This is a genomic window from Mangrovibacterium diazotrophicum (assembly GCF_003610535.1).
Classification (GTDB): domain Bacteria; phylum Bacteroidota; class Bacteroidia; order Bacteroidales; family Prolixibacteraceae; genus Mangrovibacterium; species Mangrovibacterium diazotrophicum.
Window position 1 is genome coordinate 3,356,815 of the sequence record NZ_RAPN01000001.1, and the last position, 24,921, is coordinate 3,381,735.

The following is a 24,921-nucleotide window of genomic DNA, read 5'->3' on the forward strand; positions in this document are numbered from 1 at the left end:
CAGGTATTTTTCACAATTTTATCCTAAGCTCATATTCTGAAAAAAGAAATGAGAAGGTTTGTTCTATCTTTTGGTTTGTTGGCTTTTTTATCGGGTAGTTTGTTTGCCCAGGAAGAGCAATTGGCCGATTCTGTTCTCTTACACGAGGTGGCGACCTATGCCCCTTACAAAAAGTACCAGGCTGGTGCAAAGGTGGAGTCCATCCCCACTGATCAAATTGAAACTGCCCAATCGGGGGCCCTCGATCAATTATTGATGCAATTCACGCCGATTTATCTGAAGTCAAATGCAGGTGGTTTGTCAACAATCCGGATTCGCGGAACTGCTGCGGATCACACCTCAGTGAACTTTGGGGGTATCAACATCAACTCACTGACGCTGGGGCATTCCGATTTTTCGAGTGTGCCGGTCTACTTGTTCGATGGTATTGATTTGCAGTACGGATCATCCTCGGCGGTGAACGGTTCCGGTTCGATTGGTGGTGCTGTTTACCTGGGCCTGAGCAACGATTGGACGGATGGTGCCCGCGTAAAAGCAACTGTTTCGCAAGGATCGTTTGGTGAGCAATTGTATGGGGCCAAGGTGTTTGTTGGAAATGGCAAGTTTGAGTCGGTTACACGGTTGTACTATCACATGCTAAAGAACGACTTTCCGTTTACACGGCCTAGCGATGGGAAAAAGTTTGACCAGCAAAATGCGATGATCGAGAACATGGGAATGATACAGGAACTGAATTACCGGTTTAATGCGAAAGAATGGTGGAAAACGGCGGTTTGGCTGGAACACGACTGGCACCAGGTACAGGCCCTGATGAGTGAACATCCATTAAATGCAGCAGGAGAGACGCTGGATAATAAACACATCCGCATCTGGTCGGAATATGAGAACCGGAAACACGCCCTTCAATATAAAGGAGGCTTGGGTTTTGTGCATGACATGCAGCTGTACAATTCAAATGAATTGCAGAAAATCGGAACAAATCGGCTGATCGCAGAGGTGGAGGCCAAACAGGATGTGCAGGCTAACTTTGGCTACAAGTTTGGTGCAAAATATACCTACATCAAACCGAATGTATATGCTTACTCGTCGGATGATATCGACTATGAACAGCGAGCATCTTTCTACCTATCGTCTTTTTACCTGCCTTTGAATACCTTGAAGCTGACCTTGAACCTGCGTCAGGAGTTGGTGACTGATTTCAAAGCGCCTCTAACACCTTCTTTTGGAGCCGAGTACCGGTTGTTGCTTACGGATGTTTCGGCGTTTAAACTAACCGGTAATCTGGCGAAAAGCTATCGCATACCCACCTTTAACGACCGATTTTGGCCTGAAGTTGGTAACGCTGACTTGAAGCCGGAAAAAGGAATGAATTATGAGCTGGCACTCCAGTATCAATATTGCTCGGCTTCATTCCAGTCAGACATCAAAGTCAGTGGTTTTTATATGGATGTGAAAGATTGGATTGAATGGCGACCAGGAAGTGTGGGTTGGGAACCTGAAAACCGCTCTCGGGTGATTAGTAAAGGGATAGAATTTACTTCGAATAGCGATATTTTCCTGAATAAAACGACAATGAACTTTCGACTAAACTACACCTTCAACCCAACTGAAATAAAAGAAGACGAAGTTTCGAGTTTGGTTGGGACCGAGCTGATTTATACGCCTAAACACATGGGGAATGCGTACCTGATGGCGAAACGGGGACTTTGGTCGGCTTTTGCGGATGCCGTATACACGGGCGAGCGTTTGGCAGATCATACCGGTAACGCTTTATCACCTGATGGAACGGTTTTGGATGCTTATGTTCTGATGAATTGTGGCGTGTCACGCGGGCTGAAAATAAAAGGTCAGGATTTTAAACTGAGTTTTGCGATCAATAACCTGTTGGATAAAGATTATCAAAATCAGCCAGACTATGCTATGTGGGGGCGAAACTATCGTTTCACCCTTTCTACGGATTTAAATTTCAATAAAAACAAATAGAGATACATCATGAAAAAATTACTTAAACTTTTACCTTTCTTTTTGGCCTCAGTAGCTTTGTTTAGCTCATGTTCCGACGACGATGATGACAACGGAGATTCATCATACAGCGATCAGATTGAAGGTGCTTACATTGTGAACTATGGTGGCTACGGAGTTGGATCTTCGTCAATCACAAAGTACAATTATACCGATGACGAAGTAACGCAGTACTATTACCAACTTCAGAATGATTATTCACCAATTACTTCAGCTCCTCAATTTGCGTACAATTACGATGGGACAATTTATTTAATGAATAATGAGCCTGACAATATTATTTTAGTAAATGAGCTTTTCGTTATCCAGGACACCATCACAACATCAATCGTGAAACCACGTGCCTGTGCAGGATACGGTGACTACCTGTACATTTCTTGCTGGGGAGCAAATCCGGATTGGGTTGATTTGCCAGACAGTTACATCGTAAAATACAACGTACTGACGGGCAACGTAGAAGAAACAATCAGTTTGCCGGGAGGTCCAGAAGGACTTCAAATCTCGAACGGGAAACTGTATGCGGCACTGAACTACAGCCAATCGGTTGCAGTTATAGATTTGACGACAGAAGCTATCAGTTACATCGAAACTCCGGCAGTTGCAAGCAGCTTAATAAAAGATGACAGTGGAAACCTTTACGTTGCTTTGATTAGTTCATATACACACGCTGCAACACAAACTGGTTTGGGTTACATCAATACTACAACAGATGTATTAACGGTTTATGATTTGGATAATGTGAGCACTGCTTACGCTTCGGTTATTGCGTTAAGCAAGGATGAGACGAAAGTATACGTTGTAGCTGCGAGCTATGATGCCAGCTGGAATTTGGTTGGAGGAGTGCAAATTTTCGATGTTGCTTCGGGTGCTTTTGAATCAACAGCCTTATTGAGTGATGTTACTGGTATCAACGGTGTATCTGTGAATCCAGAAAACGGAGATATTTATGTGTTTGTAAGCAACGGTAGCACCACAAAGGGTACAATGCAAATTTACAGTGCAGACGGAACTTACGAGGATACGAAGACAGTCGGTGCAGCGCCAGCTATGGCTTTGTTTTTAGACTAGTATAAATTGACTATAAATGCGAATGCTACCCTTGTTTTGCAGGGGTAGTGTTCGTGTTTCAATAAAAAACCAAAACAAACCCAAAATGAGACTAACCGCATTTTTATCAACCGTTGTGCTGATGTTGACCATCAGCCTGGCAGCAGTGGCCGGTAAATCCCGGTTCGTGACAGTTGAAATTAACTACGGCGAGCAAAAGAAAACAGAAACAGTTCAGGTTGAATGTCAGGAGAAAATGACTGCTCTCGAAGCCTTGCAATATGCCGCCGATGTTAAAACGCACCCGGTCAGCCAGTATGTTTTTGTAACCGGTATTAATGGCGTGAATGGTGTCCGTGGTGAAATGGCCTGGTACTACACCGTTAATGGGGAGAAGCCGAAACTGGCCATCAGCCAAATCGTAAAACCCGGCGATACCATCAGCTGGCGCTACGTGGAGGATGTTTGCTCCTGCACGGTTGATAAGAAGTGATCAGTCGCAGTGTTCAGTTTTTACCTTGTGAAAATCATTACCCGCTGTGGTTAAAAGAAGTCATGAGTCATGAGATGCGAGTCGCGAGTTGAAACGGTCATTTGTGGTCATTCAATTGTCATTGAGTAGTCATTAATGGTCATTAGTTGTTGTACCCTGTGCAACTCGTTAGTTAAAAGAAACTAACGAGACTCGAGTAACAAGTATAGAATTTTTTTCTCATATCTCACGACTCATGACTAGCGACTCAAGACTACTTTTGGGAACTTTAAACTCGAAACTTTGAACTAAAGGTATGGCAAAAATCACACTCGTAACCGGAGGTGCCCGATCGGGTAAAAGCAGCTTCGCCCAGGAAATGGCGGAGCAAAAAAGCGAACGGCCCGTTTACCTGGCAACGGCCCGTATTTGGGACGAGGACTTTGCGCAACGGGTGAAACGGCACCAGGACGATCGCGATGAGCGTTGGGAGAACGTGGAGGAAGAAAAACAGCTTTCGAAACATGATTTCTGTGGCAAGGTGGTCCTGATGGATTGTGTGACCTTGTGGCTTACCAATTTTTTTCACGACAGCGGTTACAAACTTGATGAAGCGCTGGATGCAGCGAAAACCGAATGGGAACAATTTATTCAGCTGGATATGGAGCTGATTGTGGTGACCAACGAGTTGGGCATGGGCGTTCATCCGGAGCACGAAGTGGCTCGTAAGTTCGCCGATTTGCAGGGCTGGATGAACCAACATATTGCCAAAGGAGCGGATGCCGTTTACTTACTCGTTTCCGGAATCCCGGTGAAGATAAAGTAGCGAATAATGAGTTGTGAGAAACGAGACGAAAAATGACTAACAATGACAACAAATAACCAGATAATGACAGCTTCTTTAAAAGACCAATTACAACAAAAGATTGATTTGAAAACTAAGCCAACTGGCTCCTTGGGGCAATTGGAACGGATTGCACTTCAAATCGGAGAAATTCAGGATACGTTGACACCTGAATTGAAAAATCCGGCTATGCTGGTATTTGCCGGCGACCATGGCTTGGCTGATGCCGGAGTCAGTCCGTATCCGAAGGAAGTAACCTGGCAAATGGTGATGAATTTTTGCGCCGGTGGAGCGGCCATCAATGTTTTTTGTAAGCAAAACGGGATTGACCTAAAAGTGGTTGATGCTGGTGTTGATTTCCAATTCCCGGTTGATCTGCCGGTGGTGAATCGTAAAGTTGCCAACGGTACCAAAAATATGCTGGAAGAACCTGCGATGACGATTGCTCAGTGTCGTGATGCCCTTGAACGTGGAGCCGAACTGGTTAAAGCTGAAGCTGCCGGCGGATGTAACATCATTGGTTTTGGGGAGATGGGAATCGCGAATACTTCAGCGTCGTCACTGCTGATGCACCGCTTTTTGAACTTGCCGATTGAGCAGTGTACCGGCCGTGGTACGGGCATGGTGGGCGATAAGCTCGATTACAAAATTTCGGTGCTGAAGACCGTTTCTGAGAAATATACACCCGAATCAGTTGAGGAAACTTTGGCTACCTTCGGTGGATTCGAAATTGCCATGATGACGGGTGCCATGTTGGAAGCCAAAAAGCAAAACATGATTATTTTGGTTGATGGCTTCATTACAACAGCGGCTTGCCTGACCGCCATTCAGTTTGATGCATCGGTTCGCGAGAACTGTATCTTCTGCCATTCTTCTGAAGAACAGGGGCACCGACTGGTTTTGGAGCACTTGAAGGCAGAGCCGGTTTTGTCACTGGGCATGCGTTTGGGCGAAGGATCAGGTGCAGCAGTTGCCTATCCGGTTATCAAATCGGCGGTGACATTCCTGAATGAAATGTCGAGCTTCGAAGCTGCCGGCGTTTCGAATAAAGAGTAAAAACTGATTGTCGGATCGTTAGATTATCAGATCTTCTGACTGTCTGACAATCCGACTCTCTGATAATCTAATAATCCAAATATCTTGAAAACACAACTCAACCTCTTTCTGACAGCGCTGATGTTTTACACGCGCATTCCGGTGCCGAAAACACTGGAGTATTCGCCGGAACGTTTGAACCGGTCAACGCGCTATTTGCCGCTGATTGGCTGGATTGTCGGGGGAGTTGGAGCTGCTGTTTTCTATGGATTGGTGCAGATCTTCCCTGTTTCGTTGAGTGTGTTTCTGAGTATGCTCGCAACCATTCTGCTGACCGGTTCGTTTCATGAAGACGGTTTTGCCGACTTTTGCGATGGTTTTGGCGGTGGGTACACCCGCGAAAAGATCTTCACAATTATGAAGGATAGCCGGATCGGCACTTATGGTTCCGTTGGGCTAATCGGCATGTTGGGAACAAAGTTTCTTTCGCTTCAGTCGCTGCCGGTTTATGTCATTCCGTTAACCATGGTTGCTGCACATGGCTTCAGCCGCCTGATGCCGGTCATGATCATCTTTACAAGTCGCTATTCACGCGAGGACGAACTCAGTAAATCCAAGCCCATCGGGAAACGGGGAAAGCAGTCTGATCTCTTCTTGGCTATCCTTTTTGCATTGGTGCCAACGGCTTTTCTGCCCTGGCAAATGATGGCGGTGGTATTGCCTTTGGGATTGCTGTTAACCTTCGGATTCAAAAAATACATCGAACGCAAAATCGACGGATACACCGGTGATTGCCTTGGTGCTTTGCAGCAAATGGTTGAGGTGCTGTTTTATCTGTGTTTACTAGCCATCTCATGAAAATCATAGCTATCCGACATACCCGGGTTGATGTGCCGTCTGGCGTTTGTTACGGCCAATCGGATGTTTGTTTAGCCAAAACATACGACGAAGAAATGGCTGCTGTAAAGGCGCAAGCCGATTGGTATCAGTATGATGCGGTGTATAGTAGCCCGTTGACGCGTTGCCGGAGGCTAGCTGAAGATTTGTTTCCACGTGAAACGATCGTGTTTGATGACCGGTTGATGGAGCTGAATTTCGGCAGTTGGGAAATGCAGAAATGGAATGATATTGACGACAGCCCCGAAGCGCAGGCTTGGTTTGCTGACTTCGTTCGTGTGAGAACACCGAATGGCGAGTCGTTTCAGGATCAGATTAACCGGACAAAGGATTTTTTGGACGAGCTGCGGCAACACCCTTTTCAAAGCGTGACCATCGTAGCTCATGGTGGTATTCTTCGGGCTTTGGATTGCCTGATTAACGGCACTTCTCCGTTGGATGCCTTTCAAAATAAAGTGGATTACGGGCAGGTACTGGAGTTTAGTATTGAGTCTTGAGACAATCTACTCAATACATTTCAAGATTTGGTACACTTCGCCATGTAGTCCTTGTTTGGTTCTCCCTTTAGGGAGTCAGATGGTAAAAACAAGGACGAGCATACCACATTTCTTTTTCTTTTAACCACAGAGTATAATGAGTTTTGCACAGAGTGGCACGGAGTAGTCGTAAGTAATAAGGCAAAAACTCGATACTCGTATCTCGCGACTCATTTCTCTTTTCATCAATGACAACCGAATGACACTAAATGACCTCTTCCAAATGAACACTGAAACTGATCACTTTTTCCCCTCTTCCTCTGCGGGTGCAAGCTCATCCAGATCGGGCGTGGCGAATACCGGTGTAATAAATTTCACGAAGCCCTGGGCGTAGATGGATTTGAAGACAATTACTCCAAACCAGACAGCCCCCAAAAAGAGCAGCGAAGCCACAATAATTCCGGTAATTGATTGGAGTTGGTTGTATATTAGAATACAGAACATTCCGGCACCAGTGATTGGAAGAAGGGCGGTTAATATTCCGGCCACAATGCGGATGACGCGTTTCATAATGGTTTCATTTAGTTAGGACTTTTAAAAGTAGCAATAATTATGCTTGGTTATTCAGGTTCGGCGAATAAGTTTTTTGGACGTTTTTTTCGGATCGGATAAAGTCAGTTTTTAAGAGTTGCTTTTATAAGAAAAATCGGTTTATTGGTCTTGTTAAATCCAGTTAAAACAGCAGGATTCCTATTGGTATTTCAAAATTTTTTCGGGTTGAAAAGCCTATCTTTGGACGCACTTTCAGGATTGTATTTTGAGATTGGAGCAACGAGTATTTTTCTGAAAAAATCAATAAAAAACCAATGCAACAAAACGAATTTGAAGTCCCTGAAATAAACGAGGGATTACGCGAAGCCATTCAGCATAAACTCGACAACAAGGCCAAGCCAGTAGGTTCGCTTGGACGCCTGGAGTCGCTGGCCATGCAAGTGGCGCTCATTCAAAATACACTGACACCGGAATTGCATAAACCGGTGATGTTGACGGTGGCATCGGACCACCTGATTTGTGCCGAGGGCGTGAGTGCCTGCCCGGTGGAAATAACCTGGCAACAGGTGCTCAATTTCCTTCAGGGCGGTGGAGGCATCGGCCTGCTGTCGCGGGTGTACGGCATGGATCTGCACGTGGTGGATGCCGGGGTGAATTTTGATTTCGACCCGCACCCGAAACTGATTGATGCCAAGGTTCGAAAAGGAACGCGCAACTTTTTATTTGAGCCGGCCATGACCATGGAAGAATGCATGGCGGCCTTTAACAACGGGCGTCACATTGTGGCGAAGTTTAACTACGAAGGTACCAACATCATCGGCTTTGGCGAAATGGGAATTGGCAACACAACGCCTGCTTCGGCACTAATGTCGATTATCTGCGGGCTCCCGGTGAAGGACTGTGTTGGTCCGGGCGCGGGCTTGGATAAAGATGGCGTGTCGAACAAAGGACGTGTGATTGAACAAGCCCTTGCAAAGCACGGGGTGTCGGATAATGTGATGGAGAACTTGGCTCGTTTTGGTGGCCTGGAAATTGCCACGATTGCCGGGGGCATGTTCGAAGCAGCTGTCCGTCGCATGGTGATCCTGGTTGACGGTTTTATTACCACCGCCGGGATGCTGGTGGCACAGGAACTGAACAAACGCGTGCTTGATTATGCCGTGTTTGCGCATGTTTCGGACGAGCAGGGACACCATAAGATGTTGGAATATATGAACGCTGATCCGGTACTGGCTTTTGGTCTCCGCTTGGGTGAAGGAACCGGTGGTGCACTGGCTTACCCTATGATGCAAGGTGCGGTAGCCGTGCTTTCGGAGATGACTTCGTTTGAAGAAGGTCAGGTGACAAACACCAGCCATATTCGGTTTGAAGAAGAGGCGGAGAAGTGATCAGTGGTCAGTGATCAGTCGCAGTATTCAGTTGGATGAGGTCATTGATAGTCATTGTTGGTCATTGGGTTGTCATTGAGTAGTCATTAGTGGTCAATAATTGATGTACCCGGTGCAACTTTTAGTTAAAAGAAAGTAACGAGATGCGAGTAACGAGTATTGAGGTTTTGTCTCATGTCTCAATACTCATGACTACTCTGCGAAACTCTGTGCAAAGCACATTATACTCAGTGGTTAAAAAAGAACACCGAGATGCAGTACGCTCGTCCTTGTTTTTACCCTCTGACTCCCTAAAGGGGGAATAAACAAGGACTACATTGGCGACGCGAAATATGATTTGAAAAGCTTGAGCTAAGTCCCCTTTAGGGGGTAAAATGGTAACGAGTTCTTGTCTGAAGACTCATTACTCAAGTCTCACGACTAAAAAAGAAGATGAACGATAAAACACATAACACACAACACGCAACGCATAACTCGAAACTGAAACCCATCATGTTTGTGGGTACGGGTTCCGACGTGGGCAAGTCGGTGATTAACGCTGCTTTTTGCCGCATCTTTAAGCAGGACGGTTACCAGCCGGCACCTTTTAAGGCGCAGAATATGTCGCTGAACTCATTTGCCAGTGCCGAAGGATTGGAGCTGGGACGGGCGCAGGCAGTTCAAGCTGAAGCCTGTGGTATACCTTGCCTCAGCGCCATGAACCCGATTTTGTTGAAACCAACCAGCCATACCAAGTCGCAGGTGGTATTGAACGGTAAGCCGCTGGGCGACCAATCGGCGCAGGAATATTTCCTGAAAACCGACCGTCAGTTTCTGTTCGACGAAGCGATGAAGGCCTGGCGCTCGCTGGATGCGAAATACAACCCGATTGTGATGGAAGGGGCGGGAAGTATCTCGGAAGTGAACCTGTGGGATAAGGATATTACCAATATGCGTATTTCGCTGGCAACCGGTGCGCCAACCATCCTCGTGGCCGACATCGACCGTGGAGGCGTGTTTGGCAGTGTTTACGGCACCATCAAACTGCTGCCAGAGGCCGAACGAAAGCTGATTAAAGGAATTCTCATCAATAAGTTTCGGGGCGATATTGCGCTGTTTCACGATGGCCGCAAAATGCTGGAGGAGCTGACCAGTGTTCCGGTGATTGGCGTGGTTCCGTATTTCAGTGACATTCACATTGAGCAGGAAGACAGCGTGGTGATCGACTACAAACGCGGCAGTGTAAAGGACGATGGCAAGGTGAATGTGGCGGTGGTTTTGCTGAAGCACATGAGCAACTTTACCGACTTCAACATGTTGGAGCGTATGCCCGATGTTAACCTGTATTACTCGGCTAACCCGGCAGAAATTGACAAAGCTGATCTGGTGCTGGTTCCGGGTTCCAAGAACACGATTTCCGACCTGATGTATTTGCGCGAGCGTGGTCTGGCGAAAGCGATTTTGCAGGCTGCCGAAGCGGGCAAAGGCGTGTACGGTATTTGCGGCGGTTACCAGATTTTGGGCGAAGAAATTCGCGATCCTTATCATGTGGAAGGCGATGTGGAAGCTATCCCCGGACTCGGTTTGTTGCCGGTAGTTACAACACTCACCAAAGACAAACGCACGGTGCAGACCGCATTCAAATTTGCCGGTCGCGACGAAGATTGCTCAGGGTACGAGATCCACATGGGAACTACTGATCTGCAAGGTGGGCAACCCTTGTGTACCCTGCACGAGGGTGGCACCGACGGTTGTCTGGTTTCGCCGAAATTGTGGGGAAGCTATCTGCACGGAATCCTCGATAACAAAGCAGTAGTTGAAGAAATGTTGAAGGCCAACCAGCTGAAGGCTGAAGTGACCGAATTCGACTACGCGAAATTTAAAGAAGAACAGTACAACAAACTGGCCGATCACGTTCGTGCCCATGTGGACATGGATTACGTGTACTCGGTGATGAAAATAGAAGAATAAATAGATTGCCAATTGAGGGCTTCACTTTGAGTGAAACCCTCAATAAGAAAAACTCATGGAACTCTTCATACTCCCCTTAATAATTGGTTTTGCACTGGATTGCCTGTTGGGCGACCCGCGTTGGTTGCCGCACCCCATCCGGTTGTTTGGCTGGCTGATCAGTTGGTTTGAAAAGCGATTTAATCAGGGTAACTACCGCAAATTGAAAGGTGCGCTGACATCTGTTCTGTTAGTGGGCGGTACCTGGTTGGTGCTGTTCCTGTCGTTTGGGTGGTTGGAACAATTCCCGATCATTTACATCGTGATCGCTTCGGGTGGCGTGTTCTTTGGTTTGGCCAATCGCAGCCTGATCTACGAATCGTGGCTGGTGATTCGGGCACTGAAGAGCGACGGTCTGGAAGCAGGTCGTAAACAATTGAGCTTCATTGTTGGTCGGGATACAACGAAGCTCAATGAGCAGCAAATCCGCACAGCAGTGCTCGAAACCATGGCCGAAAACCTGAGCGACGGGGTGATCGCTCCCCTGTTTTTTTATGCTTTAGGAGGCGTTCCCGGGCTTTTCGCTTTTAAAATGGTCAGCACCCTCGATTCGATGATTGCGTACAAAAATGAGCGCTTTAAAAGCTATGGCTGGTTTGCCGCCCGTTTGGATGATGTGCTCAACCTGATCCCTGCCCGACTGACTGCTTTGTTGATGGTTTTGGTTAGCCTGAGCTGGAGCGGGCTAACGCATATTTTCCGTTACGGACATCAACACGCCAGCCCCAACGCCGGTTACCCTGAGTCTGCTTTGGCTGGTATTTTGAAATGCCGTTTCGGTGGCCCGAACGTTTATCATGGGAAGTTGGTCGAGAAGCCCTACATCGGCCATCATGAAAAGCAAATCACCACCCGTGATTTTTGGTTTGCGGCTTATGTGAATACTGCTACGACTGTGGTGATGGTGGTGGTGATCGTGTTGGGGTACTTGTTCCTGATCTAGTTCAGTATCTCAATAGCAAAAAAAATCCCGAACTTGCTTCGGGATGATTCTATCTTTTTACTCGTGTCTCCTATTTTCAAGACTCGCTACTCAATCAGCTTCTTTCCAACCGCAATAATCTCCTTAGCCAGTTTCTCGCTAGTTGCATAAACCACACCACGGTGGTTCATAAAGGTTGAATAGGCGCGGTTCAGATCGAGTGGATTGCCGTAGATGTCGCTGATCCAGGCACCGGCTTCCTTGAAAATACAGGCACTGGCGGCAAAATCCCAAATGCTTCCGCCACCTTCAATTTTCTTTGGTAAATAGAAGTAACAGGCTGGGGCTTTTTCTAGAACCCAGCAGGCAATCAGTGCCGCGCCGCCCTGAAACTGGGTGGTCATTCCTGTGTAGCCCAGTTTTTGGCTCACCGTTTCCATCTCACTCAGGATGGTGTCTTTTAACGGATAGTCCAGCATGCTTTTACCGTTGAGGAAGCTCAATGGCGCATCGGTTTGTTCTTCAACCTTCCAGGGTAGGCCGCAGAAAAAAGCACCCTGTCCTTTCACGGCGTAATACAGATTGCCGGTCATGGGATCGAGAATGACCCCGATAACCGGTTCGCCTTCTTTTGAAACCAGGGCGATAGAGGTCGAATAACCGTGTTCACGATTGATAAACGGCAGCGTTCCATCGATGGGATCGATAGCCCAGAAATAGTCCTTCTCGAAGCGTTCGCGGTTGTCCTCACTTTCTTCTCCCAATGTACCCAAATCGTAAATTTTCGTCACTTTTTCGAGCATTCCGAGGATGATCTCTTGTGCCATCACGTCAACTTCGGTTACCACGTCGGAAGCCAGCGAATCGCCGGTTCCTTTCCGTTTTACATCGAGCTCTTTAGTGGCGTAAGAGGAAATCAGGTTTCCGGCTTTCAGGGCCGCAGAAGTGGCTGCTTCGCGCAGCATTTGCAAATCGTGATCGGTTAATTGCATTATTTTCAGTTAGAGGGTGGTCAATTCAGAAATCACTTTCCGGCTGATTCGTTCGCTGTAGCTGTTGATTTTCCAATGGCCGGGACTCCAACCTTTCAGGAAGCGGTGGAAATCGGTCCAGGCAACATAGTACAATGCCCGCCAATCCTTTTCCAGAGCAACGAAATCAACCTGTTTCTCCAACCTGGTCAAAGCCTGTTGCAAGGCGATGAAGTAGGTATTCAAAATTTGACTTTCCAACACTTCGCAGTCTTCTTCGAGCATGCAACTGCCGATAAAGTAGGCAACATCCTTCATGCCGCAGCCACCGCCAACATATTGGAAATCGACTGCTGCAACCGATTTACCATCGGCTGAAAAACAAAAGTTGGCCAGTTTGGCATCACCATGAACGAAAGTCGGGAAGGCCGTTTCACTCAGTTTTTGATCGATTATTTCTGCAGCTTCTTTTAGCTCCAGGTCCTTGAGCACCTCCAGTTCTTCATGACGGGTTTCCAAGTGCCAATAGGTACCGGTTTCCCACAATCCCTCCGGTTTTTCACCCAGAAAAGTAGCATGGAAGTTGGCCAGCCATTCCAGGCAAATCTCCACTTCGTTCCAGGTAACCCGATCCTTGCGTTTCGGAAATCCGGCGTCGTCCAAGTCTTCCAAAACCATCAGTACCTCGTCGCCGTAATGCTCTACGGCCAGACAATTGGCAACGCGACAATGTTCGTCACATTTCTTACTGTAGTTTTGGTACCAGTAACTTTCAACCCGGTACGATTTTAACTTGCGCTCGTGTGAGAGATCGCTGTTCCATTCGCGGGGGTTTTTACTGCCATCCAATAGTCGCACGTGTTTGACGACGACCGACTTCTCCGGAGCATTTTTCAAATTGTACCGGATGATTTTTCCGTAACCACTCCAAAGATTCTGAATGTTCTCAGTTCGTCCCAAATCTTCGGTCCCTGTTACCTGCTTGAGTGTTGAGAGAAAATGATCGTTCATGAATAATTGCTTTTAAAATAGGTTTTCGTATGTCTGTAAAGTTATATTTCCAATTGTATTTTACTGATAAACACCTGTAAAATTTTTGTTTCATAACCTCGAAGTTACATTGCTGTATCGAAGCCTTGAAGAAATCTGCTTTGAGCGTTGGAAAATACGTATTGGGTAGAGGTTAGGTTGAGATTGTCGTTGTTTTTGTCTCTGATTGTTAGACTAAACGAACTTGTGGCTTGCAGTATTGTGCGTCTGGATTCGATTAATGTGAGTTTTGTTAATTGTTTCGTTTGAAATGATTTGATGATTTTCATTTTTGGCCTTTGCAGATGCTGAATCTCCAATACAAAAGCGATTATTTGGGAAAGAGTGTGAGTTTCGTTTTACGGAGAGCAATTTTTCCATTTTCTTTGTCTGAAAGATTTGCACATGGCCAATTTCACACATCTTATTTTCGATCTCGACGGTACATTGATAAACTCAAAACCGGGTTTGCTGAATGCACTTCGCTTTGTTTTAAAGCAGATGGGACTGGATCACGACCCGGATGAAATTATCGATCGGTTAATTGGTCCGCCTATTCAGCAAGGGATGAAGGAGGTTTTGGGCTTCAACGAAAAGCAAATCGAAATTAGTTCACGTTTGTTTCGTGAATACTACGGTGAACGCGGAATGTATGAAGGTGAAGTTTATGCCGGGCTTAAACTTTTGCTGGAAGAGTTGGTGGAGCAGGGGGTAAAATTATATGTTGCCACCTCGAAACACGAGGTTTTCCTGTCGACGATTTTAAGGCATTTTGAATTGGACCGATACTTCGACGATACAGAGGGTGCCGAAGGTAGTGAGCTGCAAACCAAGGCCGAGTTAATCACAAACCTCATGGATCGAAACCGGTTGAAATCGTCGCATGCGATTGCGATGATCGGTGATACCAAATTTGATGTTGTTGGCGGGAAAGCCAACGAGCTGACCACGATTGCCGTTGATTACGGATTTGGCGATTCAGCAGAGCTGAAACAAATGGAGCCCGACTATTTTGCAGACGACGTGGATGATCTAACTGAAATACTGTTGGGTTAAGCGCTTTCTTTCAATCGCAATTGCTGCACAAAGAAGTCTGACGCTTCTTTTTCCTCCATCTGAAGGCGATTTTCGAAATGAACCGATTGTTCCTCCAAATCGCGAATAATCTTCTGTAGATAGGTTGTAGAATTGGCCGGAGGCAGAAACTGGCGGATTGTATTTTTCAGGAACAAAACACCGAGCAGGGTTAAAAACGGAATGTACCATTCGAATAATAGCGCTCCAACCAAAAACAGGGGGAAATTCAAGGAAAAACGGAAGTACCATTTCAATTTTTGGCGCCTGGTGGTGATCGCCTTCTGCAAGCCATTCACATTAATGGTTTGCATGTAATGGTTGATTTTGTCATTAGCCACCAAGTTATCGATGGTCGATTTGGTGTACGTCAACTTTAAACCCCAATACTGAGTTGCTGCAAAATACGCAGAGGTGTACGCAGCAAAAATGCTGTAAAGTACAGCGGTCCCAAAATAGAAAACTACTTCCATACCGTTATTTCATAAGTCACAAAAACATTCCTGCTGCAATTAACAAAAAAGTTTAAATACCGCAAATTTGCAGCGCAGAATTCTCTCTTTCAGAGATTAGTAACGGCCGTTTTTCTCGAATGTTGTGAAGCGCTATTCTAAATTGTAGATTGGAATTGACGCAGGAAACGGACATCGTTTTCGAAGAAGTGGCGAATGTCTTTGATTCCGTATTTCAGCATGGTAATCCGTTCGATACCCATTCCGAATGCAAATCCGGTGTATTTTTTTGAGTCGATACCGCAAAGATCCAAAACATTCGGATCGACCATACCGCAACCCAAAATTTCGAGCCAGCCGGTGTATTTACACACGTTACAGCCTTTTCCGCCACAGATCGAGCAGCTCACATCCATTTCGGCAGATGGCTCGGTGAACGGGAAGTAGGAAGGGCGCAGACGGATTTGTGTTTTTTCGCCAAACAGCTCGCGTGAGAAATAAAGCAAGGTTTGTTTCAGGTCGGCAAACGATACGTTTTCGTCAACATACAAACCTTCAATTTGGTGGAAAATACAGTGCGCACGGGCTGAAATGGCTTCGTTGCGGAAAACGCGTCCCGGGAAAATAGCGCGGATTGGCGGCTGTGTTTTCTCCATCACGCGAACCTGCACACTCGAAGTGTGGGTGCGCAACAAAACATCCGGATCTTTCTGAATGAAGAAAGTATCCTGCATATCGCGGGCCGGGTGTTCCGGCGGGAAGTTCAAAGCAGAAAATACGTGCCAGTCGTCTTCAATTTCAGGTCCTTCAGCAACCGTGAAACCTAGGCGGGCAAAGATCTCGATGATCTCGTTACGAACGATTGAAAGGGGATGACGGGAACCAACACGCAATGGCTCGGCAGGCATGGTCAAATCGGTTTTTCCACCGGTTTGTTCCGCCGCTTCGAAATTCTCTTTCAGTTCGTTTATCTTGTTTAAAGCAAATTCTTTCAGTTCGTTAATCGCTTGTCCAACAGCCTTTTTTTGCTCAGCTTCCACGTTTTTGAAATCAGCAAAAAGTTGACTGATCAACCCTTTTTTACTGATGTATTTGATGCGAAGTTCTTCAACTTCCTGTTTCGCAGAAACGCTGATATTCTCGATTTCTTCCTTTAATTGCTTGATTTTGTCTAACATCTTCGTATGCTGTTGAATGAAGGCGCAAAGATAATTATTGAAGTTAGAATAATTAAACGATTGCTGATTTATTTGATGATTGTGATTCGACGCACGCGAATGTCTTCGAGTGGCCGGAAGTCGCTATCGACGGCGACTGCATTAATTTTGTCGGCTACATCCATTCCTTCGGTCACTTCGCCGAAAATGGTATAACTGCCATCAATGTGTGGCGCACCGCCAATGGTTTTGTACATCCGGCGTTGTTCTGGAGTGAATTTGTAACCCGTTTCTTTGGATATTTCATCCAGTTCGAGGTCGGAATATTTTCGGCCGGTTACGATGTAGAATTGAGAGCCATCGGAGCGGCGCTTGCTGTTCCCGCGATCCGGTTTTCGAGGAGAACCAATCACACCCCGTTTGTGAAACAAGCCGGACACAACATGGGCCGGGAGTGTGTAGCCGGGGCCTTTCCACCCGACGACATCGGTTTTACCGGCATAGCGCGTGTCGGCGGCACCACTTTGGATGCAGAATCCTTTGATCACGCGATGGATGAGCAGGCTGTCGTAATAGTTTTCTTTTACCAGGGCGATGAAATTATCACGGTACTCCGGAGTTTCGTTGTAGAGGCGGATCCTGATGTTGCCCATGTCAGTTTCAATCAGCAAGCCCTTTATTTTTTTATTCGCCTCGCTTGTTGCCCGGTCAGCCGAAGATTTCAGCTGATCCAATGGTTGCGGTGTAGTGTTGGCTTTCGCCATCATTGCGAGGACGAGGTCGGAGGGAATCACGAGGTTCTGGTTTTCGTAATCAATCACGTCGGCGTAACCCAACCCGATGCATTTTTCACCGATAAAAACAGGCGTACCGTAAGTTTTGGAGCGGAATTGGTTTGTAACCAGGTAGCGCATGGAGCCAGCAACATTGCCGTGTTTGGTGACTTTTCCGTTGTGCAGCGGAAGCGCATTTCCCTGCGGCTTGGTGAGGTAGATGCTTTTTTGCAGGCTCGGAGCAGTGTTATTTTCGAGCGGAATTGCGGCCCGATGGATTCCCTTCACTTTCAGCAAAACCAGGTCGTTGATCCGGTCGACGGCAACAAAGCCCTCAATCTTGTATTTCTTTTCTTCATCCCAGGGAACAATAACTGCGTTCGTGGCTTCAATGACGGGAGTAAGCCGACTGGCGATCAGGTTGCTATCCACGAAGAAAGCAGTTTCACTTTCGAGGAACCGTGATTGGTCGAAGCTTTCAATTTGAACAATCGAAGGAACATACTGCAGGTAGTCGACCTGGCTCTTGGTTTTTGTGGCTGGTGTTTCCGGATTCGCCTTTTCATCTGCCTTTTGAGGGCCTGAAGAGCAGGCGGCGAGCGTTGCCAGTGCAATAAGAACATATATTCTTTTCAAAACGATCATTGGATGATTTTAACGGTGATTTTCACGTCGGTCAGTGGGCGATTGTTTTCGTCAACTTTCAGTTCGGCAATTTTATCAATCACATCGAAACCAGAGATGCATTCTCCAAAGATGGTGTATTTGCCATCCAGATCGGGGTAACCACCAACGGTTGTATAGGCCTTTCGTTGTTGCTCGTTGAATTCCAATACATTTGGGTTGAGCGCCATTTTAGCATTGATGTCGCTTTTCACCCGGTCGGCAATTTCACGAAACTCGTCAACCTTGTTTTCCTCCTTCAGTTGTTTAAGCTGCGCCTTGATTTCGGGCGTGTAAACTTCTTTGATAATTTTTTTCCGGATGGGACGATTCACGGCCATTTCCATGGTGTCCAGTTCACCTTCAGTAAAAACCTGGCCTTTCACAACGTAAAACTGCGAAATATCCGACTGTTTAAACGGATTGACTTCATCGGGCTGACGAGGGGCGCAGAGGGCTCCTTTTTTGTGAATATGTCCAGGTACAATTTCATCATCTACCGTGTGATCGGGTGACCCGTAACCAATTCGTTTTCCGGGAGGTGCGTTGCGTGACGATCTGGATCCACCTTGAATCAGGAAATTCTGAATAACCCGGTAGAAAAGTGTTTCGTTGTAGTAGCCTTCGCGTGCCAGCTGCATAAAAGCGTCGCGGTGTTTTGGGGTGTCGTTGTAAAGGCGAAAACGCATCGTCCCAAAGTTCGTTTGTATTTCTACAAGGTGGTCAACCTGGTTTTGCGCAATGGCCGAATGGAAAAAGAAAAAGCTTACAGCTATCAGGAAATACTTCATTTTAAAACTTTCACTTTCATGGTTACGTTTTGCACTGGTCGGTCGAATTGGTCTGTTTCAACCGCAGCAATTTTATCCAACACATCAAACCCTTCTATCAACTCGCCAAAAACAGTGTAGCCGCCGTCGAGCGACGGGTAGCCCCCAATTGTCTTGTATACCTCCCGTTTCTCGGGCGAAATTTTGTAAGGGGCGGCTTCGGCAGCCTTTTGAGCAGCCAATTCTTTGATCTCAGCAATCCGAACATCAAAACTATCGCGCTGACCAGCTTGCATCAGTTTATTCAGTTCTGCCTTGTGTTCGTTAAAAACAGCCTGGTTGATTTGCTGAGCCTGTCGATTATTCATTTCAATCTCAAGTGAGTCCAATCCGGCATCGGTAAATGTTTTTCCCTGGACGATGTAGAATTGAGAGCCGGAAGATCGTTTTTCGGGATTTACATTGTCGCCTTTTCGGGCTGCAGCCAACACTCCTTTTTTGTGGAAGAATGCCAGATTGATTTCAGCTGGGATCGTGTAATCAGGGCCACCGTTTCCCAAACGTTGACCGGACGGTGCATTTTTTGACTGCGGGTCGCCACCTTGGATCATAAAATGATTGATAACCCGGTGGAACAGCAAATCATCGAAATAGCCTTCCTGTGCCAATTTGATGAAATTATCACGGTGCTGAGGTGTTTCATCATACAGCAGAAAAACCATCTTCCCGAAATTAGTATCGATTTCTATTTTTTGTCCTTCTTTTTTGTCGGCACCACCGGCGCACGAAACCTGAAATAACAGGAGAATCAGAAGAATTGAGTTAAAAATTTTTGTCATGTTTGATTTCTATGATCTATGAATTTTTGCAACAGCTAGTTGTGTGAGTCACAAATATAATGATTCCGCTTCGGCGAAAAAATCCCTGTTTCAATCATCGCGGGTAGTAGTTAATTCGGGAAAACTCTATTTTTGTTGAAATTGCAATTTCAATATGCAAACACTCGTAGTGAATGATTCTATTCGGCTTGAAAAACTCAGGTATTCACATGCTTTTCAGATTTTTCAGGCTATTGATACCAATCGCAAATTTCTTTCGCCGTGGTTGCCCTTTGTTCAGCAAACGCACTCACAGGATGACACTGAATCCTTTATCCGCTCCATTTTGGCTGATGGAGATACCCGGGGAGACGATGTTTTTGTGATTTGGTACAAGTCTAATTTTGCGGGTCTCATCGGTTTAAAGGAGACTGACTACATCAACCAAAAAACAGAAATTGGTTACTGGTTGATTGAAAAAATGACAGGATTGGGCATAGCCACAAGATCAGTAAAAGCGTTAATCGAGTTTCTTTTTGAAGCGATGAAATTGAATCGGATTCAAATTAAATGTGGTGTTGGAAATTCCAAAAGTTCTGCGGTTCCAAAGCGCTTGGGCTTTGTTTTTGAAGGAATTGAGCGCCAGGGGGAGAAGCACCAGACTGAATTTATCGACCTGGAAGTTTACAGTCTGTTAAAAAAAGAATACAAAAGATTGTGAAAAAATTACATTCTCATTTGCTTGAAAAGACATCATTATAAAACCAAAAAGATTTTGTTTGGCGCCTTTATATATCAAATGGATTAATATTTGATTTCTTTTGTTTGTTTGTGTATTCCGTTTGTCTCATGCTGTCAAGTTGTTAAAAACAATTTTAAAGTTAGAATCGTTTAATAAATTGTTCGATTTTTTAATTTTGGCCCGGAAATTGGTAACTGATACAGCCAGTTAGTTATCGAAAAAACGAGAAAAATGGAAAATAAGACAGCTAGAAGAACCCTGTACAAAGTTCTGAGAAAGACGGGGGTTTCGAGGAATGACATCGAGCTGGAAGCTTCATTTCAGGAAGACCTGAAATTTGACCAGTTGGATTGGACCTTGTTCTTGTTTTATCTTGAAGAATCAATTAATGCCAGCATCGAGGACGATCAGGCATCGGAACTTTACCAGGTTAAAGATTCATTGAAGTTATTAGAAAAGATTGCCTAGAGAGGTATATTTAGTTTAGTTAGTTTTAGAAAGGGGTGTTTCGTTTGAAATATCCCTTTTTTAATACAATCACCGCCGATTTAAACCAGATTCAATAACTTGTGTTTGTATCTTTGAGTTAAGAAATTTAATCAATCAAATTAATTTATAGTTATGGAAATGTTCGATACTTTTTCCCAATTTATAAAAGGGATAGCGCTGACTTATGGTCTCAAGGCAATTGCCGCAGTGATTACTTTAGTTATAGGTCTTTGGGTTATTAAGGCAATTGTTCGTGCGCTGGCGAAAATAATGGAGAAAAAGTCTGTAGATCCTTCTCTTCGCGGGTTTATCAACAGTTTGGCCGGAATCTTATTGAAGGTAATGTTGGTCATCACCGTAATTGGAATGCTGGGTATTCAGATGACCTCCTTTGTGGCGATTCTTGGTGCTGCCGGTTTGGCCGTTGGTATGGCCTTGTCGGGAACCCTTCAGAATTTTGCCGGTGGGGTGATGATATTGATATTCAAACCCTTTAAGGTTGGAGATTTCATTGAAGCACAGGGCTACGCAGGTGTTGTGTCTGAGATCCAGATTTTCATTACCGTTTTGAAAACACCGGATAACAAAACAATCATAATTCCAAATGGTGGCCTGTCAACGGGATCGCTTATCAACTATTCTACCGAAGAAACCCGTCGTGTTGACTTTTCTTTTGGCATCGCTTACGGAGACAGTTATGACGATGCAAAAGCTTTGTTGTTAAAATTGATTGCTGCGGATGAGCGAATCATGTCTACTCCGGAACCTTTTATTGTATTGGGGGCACTGGCCGACAGTTCGGTAAATATTACCGTTCGTGTTTGGGTGAAAGCATCAGATTATTGGGGTGTTTTCTTCGACATGAACGAAAAGGTATATAAAGAGTTTGATAAAAACGGTCTTCACATCCCATTCCCTCAATTGGATGTTCATTTGGATAAATAACAATCTATGAAAAAATTACTGTTAATCTTGTGTCTGTTACCTCTGATAGGTGTAGCACAAGAAGCCGCAGATTCAACTAAAGTTTGGAAGAGCGGTGGAAATATTTCTCTTAACTTCAGTCAGGTGTCTTTGTCGAACTGGGTTGCCGGAGGTAAGAGTTCTGCGTCTGGAACCTTCTTGGTCAACTTGTTTGGCAATTACGAAAAAGGAAAAGTAAGCTGGGAGAATAGCCTGGATTTAGGTTACGGTCTTTTAAAAGAATCAGACAGCAAGCTGGTTAAATCAGATGATAAGATTGACTTCAGCTCCAAATACGGATACAAAGCCTCGGGTCATCTTTATTATTCAGCGTTATTTAATTTTAAATCTCAATTTACCGACGGGTATAAGTATCCGGATCGCGATAATCCGATTTCTCGTTTTCTGGCGCCTGCTTACCTGACTTTAGCCTTGGGTCTCGATTACAAACCAGATGATCATTTTTCATTGTTCTTTTCTCCCTTAACCGGAAAACTTACAGTTGTTGCAGACGATAGCTTGTCGACTGCAGGAGCTTTTGGTGTTGATCCCGGAAGTAAAACAAGATGGGAGCTCGGTGCCTATGTGAAAACAGCGGTAAAATATGAGGTCTGGAAGAATGTGACTTTCGAGTCAAAATTTGATATTTTCTCGAACTATCTGGATCAGCCCCAGAATATGGATGTCAACTGGGATGTTACCATTAATATGAAGGTAAATGACTACTTGTCTGCAAATCTCATCACAAATTTAATCTACGACAACGACATCAAAATAGAGGATAGTGATGGTTCGATGGGGCCAAGAGTTCAATTTAAAGAATTATTTGGGGTTGGATTGAACGTAAAATTCTAAAATTTGATCATTAAAATAAGTCATTCGGTTCCTGAAATAGCTTATTTGTACAGTAGAGTTTGCTGTTTGCACAATGGCATTGGCTTTGGCTTGACAGGTTTCGTTTCGTTACTTAAATTTGAAATGCTTTTAGAATATACCACGTATAGTTAAACCAGTTTTATTTTTCTCTTTCATTCCACTCTTAAGCGCACAAGCATTCCAAGCCGGTATCCCTTACCGGCTTATTTTTTTTCCAAAATTTAAGGTTTTCAACACAATCTTTTTCATCTCAAGTGATATTTCTAAAGAAAGTTATGGAGGTGATTTTACCTGTTTCCCATTGTTTTCGGGCTATACAACAGGATGCCGAATAGTCAAAAGTGCTATTTTGTGTGCTGAAACCGTTCGTTTGAACAGTAGAATAAATGATTCGTACAATGAGGGGAAATCGTGTTGACTTGAATGGAGGCGATTACTTAACTTTGTTATGCTTTTAGAATATACCACGTATAGTTAAACCAGTTTTATTTTTCTCTTTCATTCCACTCTTAAGCGCACAAGCATTCCAAGCCGGTATCCCTTACCGGCTTATTTTTTTGTCCAAATTTCAGGCTTTTCAAAACAATTATTTTAATGGCAAGTGATATAAAAATTTTCACGAGAGGTTGCCTGACAATTCAATCAATTCCCCTTTGTTTTCGGACGATTCAGCGCTTTTTCCAATAGCTGAAACAATCGTTCTACCTGTTCAGATTTGTGGTTTGAACAGCGGAATGGATGATTCGTACAATAGGGTGAAATCGTGTTGACTTGAATGGTAGTGATTACTTAACTTTGAAATGCTTTTAGAATATACCACGTATAGTTAAACCAGTTTTATTTTTCTCTTTCATTCCACTCTTAAGCGCACAAGCATTCCAAGCCGGTAGTCCTTACCGGCTTTTTTCTTGCCTTTTTCCCAGTTGTTGCTCACGGTTCACTTTCTTTTAGTCTTGCAAAGAGAATTTGAGGAGTTGAACGGATTTGCGTAGACAATGCTTCTTTGGCAAGTTTTTATAGGGATTTAATCACTGATAGTTGCTCTCCGAGTTGCGAGAGGTGTTGTTTGTACAGCGGATATGGTAGTTCGTACAATCAGTGGGAAATCGTGTTGACTTGAATGGTAGTGGTTGCTTAACTTTGTTATGCTTTTAGAATATACCACGTATAGTTAAACCAGTTTTATTTTTCTCTTTCATTCCACTCTTAAGCGCACAAGCATTCAAGCCGACAGATTCCTGTCGGCTTCTTTTTTGTCTAAAAAATTCGTTTCAAGGATCTTAGAAGTTTCGATTTTACTCCATTTTTCGGGAAATAGTGATTTTGAACTTGAACTCATGTCTTGAGATTTATGATTCATGGTTCAAAAGTTAGCCTTCATCCAATTAATTAAAGTTTGCTTGACTTGAATGGTAGTGGTTGCTTAACTTTGTTATGCTTTTAGAATATACCACGTATAGTTAAACCAGTTTTATTTTTTCTCTTTCATTCCACTCTTAAGCGCACAAGCATTCCAAGCCGGCAGATTCCTGCCGGCTTTCTTCATTTTATAAGAATTTGTTGGCCGTCAAAATCAACGATGTCGCCAGCGCGTATTTTGGCTCTTTTCCGAAATTCGACCTCTCCGTTGAGCTTGACAAATCCATCGTCAACAACAAGTTTCGCCTGCCCTCCGGATTCAACCAGGTTTAAGAGCTTAAGTAGTTTTATGAGTTCTATATATTCTGAGGTCAATTCAAATTCAATCATGATTTTCCATTAAAGTTTTTCTAATTCTGTCTTTTGTTTCTTCGTTAGTTTAGAGACAACCAGGTCGTAAGAGTGATCGATCCATTCGTGTATCTGTTCGTCTGAAACGCTTCCGTCAATGCGTATCGTGTTCCAATGCACTTTGCTCATATGATAGCCCGGAAGTACGCAGGCGTATTGTTCACGTAACTCTATTGCTTTGTCCGGATCACATTTTAGATTGACACTCAATTCGCTTTCGAGATCGGTTAGGGCATACATTTTCCCCATTACTTTAAAAACCAAGGTGGTTTCGTCGAAAGGAAAATCTTCGGTTGTTCCTTTTCTCGACAAGCAGTATTCGCGGAGCTCTTCGATGTTCATGGTGCAAAATTAGGGTTTATTTCAGGCCGTCGGATAAAATGCATCTTTGAAGTGTTCCAATTCGTATTTTTCACCCAAGAAAATGATTGTGATTACATCGAATCGGGTATCTGATCGGCTATTGGTTTTGAAGATGTACGCCTCTGTGGCTTCTACAAGAAAACGGATTTTGCGAGGACCAATTGCTTCGCTGGGATGCTCGAAAGCTGTACCCGTTCTTGCTTTGACTTCAACAATGACCAGTTCATCTCCATCCCGGGCAATAATATCAATTTCATAATGGTGAAACCTCCAATTGGTCTCCAATATTTGATAACCCAACTTCTTTAAATATTGCACAGCGATCTCTTCGCCTTTGTCGCCTATCTCTTTCTGTTTCGGCATTTTT

General features: G+C 44.7%; 26 protein-coding genes. 15 read left to right on the forward strand and 11 right to left on the reverse strand.

The window, feature by feature from the left end:
* Positions 1-48 precede the first annotated feature (48 nt).
* The 7 genes from BC643_RS13195 (at position 49) to cobC (ending at position 6,814) form a co-directional block, all read left to right on the forward strand.
* Complete coding sequence (locus BC643_RS13195; protein ID WP_120273531.1) at positions 49-1,983, forward strand: TonB-dependent receptor plug domain-containing protein; 1,935 nt, start codon at positions 49-51, stop codon at positions 1,981-1,983.
* A gap of 9 nt (positions 1,984-1,992) precedes the next feature.
* Positions 1,993-3,090, forward strand: a complete 1,098-nt coding sequence (locus tag BC643_RS13200) for a YncE family protein (protein WP_120273532.1) — start codon at positions 1,993-1,995, stop codon at positions 3,088-3,090.
* An 85-nt stretch (positions 3,091-3,175) separates the two neighbouring features.
* Positions 3,176-3,562 (forward strand): DUF4430 domain-containing protein, encoded by a 387-nt coding sequence (locus tag BC643_RS13205; protein WP_170154547.1) that lies wholly within the window; start codon positions 3,176-3,178, stop codon positions 3,560-3,562.
* 295 nt (positions 3,563-3,857) lie between these two features.
* The gene (cobU, locus tag BC643_RS13210) at positions 3,858-4,367 is read left to right on the forward strand and encodes a bifunctional adenosylcobinamide kinase/adenosylcobinamide-phosphate guanylyltransferase (protein ID WP_120273534.1); all 510 of its coding nucleotides are present in this window, start codon (positions 3,858-3,860) and stop codon (positions 4,365-4,367) included.
* Between the two features lie 63 nt (positions 4,368-4,430).
* A complete protein-coding gene (gene cobT, locus BC643_RS13215; protein WP_245994955.1) occupies positions 4,431-5,441 on the forward strand; it encodes a nicotinate-nucleotide--dimethylbenzimidazole phosphoribosyltransferase in 1,011 nt (336 codons plus the stop codon).
* 84 nt (positions 5,442-5,525) lie between these two features.
* The gene (locus tag BC643_RS13220; protein ID WP_120273536.1) at positions 5,526-6,278 is read left to right on the forward strand and encodes an adenosylcobinamide-GDP ribazoletransferase; all 753 of its coding nucleotides are present in this window, start codon (positions 5,526-5,528) and stop codon (positions 6,276-6,278) included.
* Positions 6,275-6,814: an alpha-ribazole phosphatase gene (gene cobC / locus BC643_RS13225; protein WP_120273537.1), complete on the forward strand. Its 540-nt coding sequence runs from the start codon at positions 6,275-6,277 to the stop codon at positions 6,812-6,814. Before BC643_RS13220 ends, cobC begins: the two co-directional genes overlap by 4 nt.
* 279 nt (positions 6,815-7,093) lie before the next feature.
* On the opposite strand, the gene BC643_RS13230 is transcribed toward cobC, so the two are convergent.
* A complete protein-coding gene (locus tag BC643_RS13230; RefSeq protein WP_120273538.1) occupies positions 7,094-7,363 on the reverse strand; it encodes a hypothetical protein in 270 nt (89 codons plus the stop codon).
* 296 nt (positions 7,364-7,659) lie between these two features.
* Between BC643_RS13230 and cobT (BC643_RS13235) the strand changes: the two genes are divergently transcribed.
* The 3 genes from cobT (BC643_RS13235) (at position 7,660) to cbiB (ending at position 11,665) form a co-directional block, all read left to right on the forward strand.
* The gene (gene cobT, locus BC643_RS13235; RefSeq protein WP_120273539.1) at positions 7,660-8,733 is read left to right on the forward strand and encodes a nicotinate-nucleotide--dimethylbenzimidazole phosphoribosyltransferase; all 1,074 of its coding nucleotides are present in this window, start codon (positions 7,660-7,662) and stop codon (positions 8,731-8,733) included.
* A 432-nt stretch (positions 8,734-9,165) separates the two neighbouring features.
* Positions 9,166-10,683 carry a cobyric acid synthase gene (locus tag BC643_RS13240; protein ID WP_211338052.1) on the forward strand — a complete coding sequence of 506 codons (1,518 nt, stop codon included), beginning with the start codon at positions 9,166-9,168 and terminating at the stop codon, positions 10,681-10,683.
* 55 nt (positions 10,684-10,738) lie between these two features.
* Positions 10,739-11,665, forward strand: coding sequence for an adenosylcobinamide-phosphate synthase CbiB (gene cbiB / locus BC643_RS13245; RefSeq protein ID WP_120273540.1), 927 nt, complete (start codon positions 10,739-10,741; stop codon positions 11,663-11,665).
* Between the two features lie 86 nt (positions 11,666-11,751).
* Here cbiB and BC643_RS13250 read toward each other — a convergent pair whose 3' ends face one another.
* Both BC643_RS13250 and BC643_RS13255 read right to left on the reverse strand, forming a co-directional pair.
* Complete coding sequence (locus BC643_RS13250; RefSeq protein ID WP_120273541.1) at positions 11,752-12,636, reverse strand: inositol monophosphatase family protein; 885 nt, start codon at positions 12,634-12,636, stop codon at positions 11,752-11,754.
* A gap of 9 nt (positions 12,637-12,645) precedes the next feature.
* Positions 12,646-13,626, reverse strand: coding sequence for a phosphotransferase (locus BC643_RS13255; protein ID WP_120273542.1), 981 nt, complete (start codon positions 13,624-13,626; stop codon positions 12,646-12,648).
* 423 nt (positions 13,627-14,049) lie between these two features.
* Here BC643_RS13255 and BC643_RS13265 point away from each other — a divergent pair, with 423 nt between their 5' ends.
* The gene (locus BC643_RS13265; RefSeq protein WP_120273544.1) at positions 14,050-14,700 is read left to right on the forward strand and encodes an HAD hydrolase-like protein; all 651 of its coding nucleotides are present in this window, start codon (positions 14,050-14,052) and stop codon (positions 14,698-14,700) included.
* On the opposite strand, the gene BC643_RS13270 is transcribed toward BC643_RS13265, so the two are convergent.
* The 5 genes from BC643_RS13270 to BC643_RS13290 form a co-directional block, all read right to left on the reverse strand.
* A complete protein-coding gene (locus BC643_RS13270; protein ID WP_120273545.1) occupies positions 14,697-15,191 on the reverse strand; it encodes a hypothetical protein in 495 nt (164 codons plus the stop codon). The genes BC643_RS13265 and BC643_RS13270 overlap by 4 nt on opposite strands.
* Positions 15,192-15,328: 137 nt before the next feature.
* A complete protein-coding gene (pheS, locus tag BC643_RS13275; RefSeq protein WP_120273546.1) occupies positions 15,329-16,348 on the reverse strand; it encodes a phenylalanine--tRNA ligase subunit alpha in 1,020 nt (339 codons plus the stop codon).
* A 68-nt stretch (positions 16,349-16,416) separates the two neighbouring features.
* Positions 16,417-17,745, reverse strand: a complete 1,329-nt coding sequence (locus BC643_RS13280) for a peptidylprolyl isomerase (RefSeq protein WP_120273547.1) — start codon at positions 17,743-17,745, stop codon at positions 16,417-16,419.
* A complete protein-coding gene (locus BC643_RS13285) occupies positions 17,742-18,554 on the reverse strand; it encodes a peptidylprolyl isomerase (protein ID WP_120273548.1) in 813 nt (270 codons plus the stop codon). Before BC643_RS13285 ends, BC643_RS13280 begins: the two co-directional genes overlap by 4 nt.
* Positions 18,551-19,372 carry a peptidylprolyl isomerase gene (locus BC643_RS13290; RefSeq protein ID WP_120273549.1) on the reverse strand — a complete coding sequence of 274 codons (822 nt, stop codon included), beginning with the start codon at positions 19,370-19,372 and terminating at the stop codon, positions 18,551-18,553. Before BC643_RS13290 ends, BC643_RS13285 begins: the two co-directional genes overlap by 4 nt.
* Before the next feature lie 154 nt (positions 19,373-19,526).
* Here BC643_RS13290 and BC643_RS13295 point away from each other — a divergent pair, with 154 nt between their 5' ends.
* The 4 genes from BC643_RS13295 to BC643_RS13310 all read left to right on the forward strand — a co-directional run bounded on the left by BC643_RS13295 (position 19,527) and on the right by BC643_RS13310 (position 22,400).
* Positions 19,527-20,072 (forward strand): GNAT family N-acetyltransferase, encoded by a 546-nt coding sequence (locus BC643_RS13295; protein ID WP_120273550.1) that lies wholly within the window; start codon positions 19,527-19,529, stop codon positions 20,070-20,072.
* A gap of 252 nt (positions 20,073-20,324) precedes the next feature.
* Positions 20,325-20,561, forward strand: a complete 237-nt coding sequence (locus BC643_RS13300) for an acyl carrier protein (RefSeq protein ID WP_120273551.1) — start codon at positions 20,325-20,327, stop codon at positions 20,559-20,561.
* A gap of 153 nt (positions 20,562-20,714) precedes the next feature.
* Entirely contained in the window at positions 20,715-21,527 is an 813-nt protein-coding gene (locus BC643_RS13305) for a mechanosensitive ion channel family protein (protein ID WP_120273552.1), read from the forward strand.
* Positions 21,528-21,533: 6 nt separating this feature from the next.
* Positions 21,534-22,400, forward strand: coding sequence for a DUF3078 domain-containing protein (locus BC643_RS13310; RefSeq protein ID WP_120273553.1), 867 nt, complete (start codon positions 21,534-21,536; stop codon positions 22,398-22,400).
* A gap of 1,563 nt (positions 22,401-23,963) precedes the next feature.
* Here the strand turns inward: BC643_RS13310 and BC643_RS13315 are convergent.
* The 3 genes from BC643_RS13315 to BC643_RS13325 are packed head-to-tail and all read right to left on the reverse strand — an operon-like array spanning position 23,964 to position 24,917.
* Positions 23,964-24,170: an RNA-binding S4 domain-containing protein gene (locus BC643_RS13315; protein ID WP_120273554.1), complete on the reverse strand. Its 207-nt coding sequence runs from the start codon at positions 24,168-24,170 to the stop codon at positions 23,964-23,966.
* Positions 24,171-24,179: 9 nt separating this feature from the next.
* The gene (locus BC643_RS13320; RefSeq protein ID WP_120273555.1) at positions 24,180-24,533 is read right to left on the reverse strand and encodes an MmcQ/YjbR family DNA-binding protein; all 354 of its coding nucleotides are present in this window, start codon (positions 24,531-24,533) and stop codon (positions 24,180-24,182) included.
* A gap of 21 nt (positions 24,534-24,554) precedes the next feature.
* Positions 24,555-24,917, reverse strand: coding sequence for a YraN family protein (locus BC643_RS13325; protein ID WP_120273556.1), 363 nt, complete (start codon positions 24,915-24,917; stop codon positions 24,555-24,557).
* Between the last annotated feature and the right edge of the window lie 4 nt (positions 24,918-24,921).

Bases quoted from the DNA above. Each gene is read 5' to 3' on its own strand.
- BC643_RS13310 (WP_120273553.1), top strand. From the start codon at position 21,534: ATGAAAAAATTACTGTTAATCTTGTGTCTGTTACCTCTGATAGGTGTA.
- BC643_RS13290 (WP_120273549.1), bottom strand. From the start codon at position 19,372: ATGACAAAAATTTTTAACTCAATTCTTCTGATTCTCCTGTTATTTCAG.
- BC643_RS13230 (WP_120273538.1), bottom strand. From the start codon at position 7,363: ATGAAACGCGTCATCCGCATTGTGGCCGGAATATTAACCGCCCTTCTT.
- BC643_RS13240 (WP_211338052.1), top strand. From the start codon at position 9,166: ATGAACGATAAAACACATAACACACAACACGCAACGCATAACTCGAAA.
- cobU (WP_120273534.1), top strand. From the start codon at position 3,858: ATGGCAAAAATCACACTCGTAACCGGAGGTGCCCGATCGGGTAAAAGC.
- BC643_RS13285 (WP_120273548.1), bottom strand. From the start codon at position 18,554: ATGAAGTATTTCCTGATAGCTGTAAGCTTTTTCTTTTTCCATTCGGCC.
- cbiB (WP_120273540.1), top strand. From the start codon at position 10,739: ATGGAACTCTTCATACTCCCCTTAATAATTGGTTTTGCACTGGATTGC.
- BC643_RS13265 (WP_120273544.1), top strand. From the start codon at position 14,050: ATGGCCAATTTCACACATCTTATTTTCGATCTCGACGGTACATTGATA.
- BC643_RS13195 (WP_120273531.1), top strand. From the start codon at position 49: ATGAGAAGGTTTGTTCTATCTTTTGGTTTGTTGGCTTTTTTATCGGGT.
- cobT (WP_120273539.1), top strand. From the start codon at position 7,660: ATGCAACAAAACGAATTTGAAGTCCCTGAAATAAACGAGGGATTACGC.
- BC643_RS13300 (WP_120273551.1), top strand. From the start codon at position 20,325: ATGGAAAATAAGACAGCTAGAAGAACCCTGTACAAAGTTCTGAGAAAG.
- cobC (WP_120273537.1), top strand. From the start codon at position 6,275: ATGAAAATCATAGCTATCCGACATACCCGGGTTGATGTGCCGTCTGGC.
- BC643_RS13280 (WP_120273547.1), bottom strand. From the start codon at position 17,745: ATGATCGTTTTGAAAAGAATATATGTTCTTATTGCACTGGCAACGCTC.
- BC643_RS13270 (WP_120273545.1), bottom strand. From the start codon at position 15,191: ATGGAAGTAGTTTTCTATTTTGGGACCGCTGTACTTTACAGCATTTTT.
- BC643_RS13250 (WP_120273541.1), bottom strand. From the start codon at position 12,636: ATGCAATTAACCGATCACGATTTGCAAATGCTGCGCGAAGCAGCCACT.
- BC643_RS13305 (WP_120273552.1), top strand. From the start codon at position 20,715: ATGGAAATGTTCGATACTTTTTCCCAATTTATAAAAGGGATAGCGCTG.
- BC643_RS13255 (WP_120273542.1), bottom strand. From the start codon at position 13,626: ATGAACGATCATTTTCTCTCAACACTCAAGCAGGTAACAGGGACCGAA.
- cobT (WP_245994955.1), top strand. From the start codon at position 4,431: ATGACAGCTTCTTTAAAAGACCAATTACAACAAAAGATTGATTTGAAA.
- pheS (WP_120273546.1), bottom strand. From the start codon at position 16,348: ATGTTAGACAAAATCAAGCAATTAAAGGAAGAAATCGAGAATATCAGC.
- BC643_RS13295 (WP_120273550.1), top strand. From the start codon at position 19,527: ATGCAAACACTCGTAGTGAATGATTCTATTCGGCTTGAAAAACTCAGG.
- BC643_RS13315 (WP_120273554.1), bottom strand. From the start codon at position 24,170: ATGATTGAATTTGAATTGACCTCAGAATATATAGAACTCATAAAACTA.
- BC643_RS13200 (WP_120273532.1), top strand. From the start codon at position 1,993: ATGAAAAAATTACTTAAACTTTTACCTTTCTTTTTGGCCTCAGTAGCT.
- BC643_RS13205 (WP_170154547.1), top strand. From the start codon at position 3,176: ATGAGACTAACCGCATTTTTATCAACCGTTGTGCTGATGTTGACCATC.
- BC643_RS13325 (WP_120273556.1), bottom strand. From the start codon at position 24,917: ATGCCGAAACAGAAAGAGATAGGCGACAAAGGCGAAGAGATCGCTGTG.
- BC643_RS13320 (WP_120273555.1), bottom strand. From the start codon at position 24,533: ATGAACATCGAAGAGCTCCGCGAATACTGCTTGTCGAGAAAAGGAACA.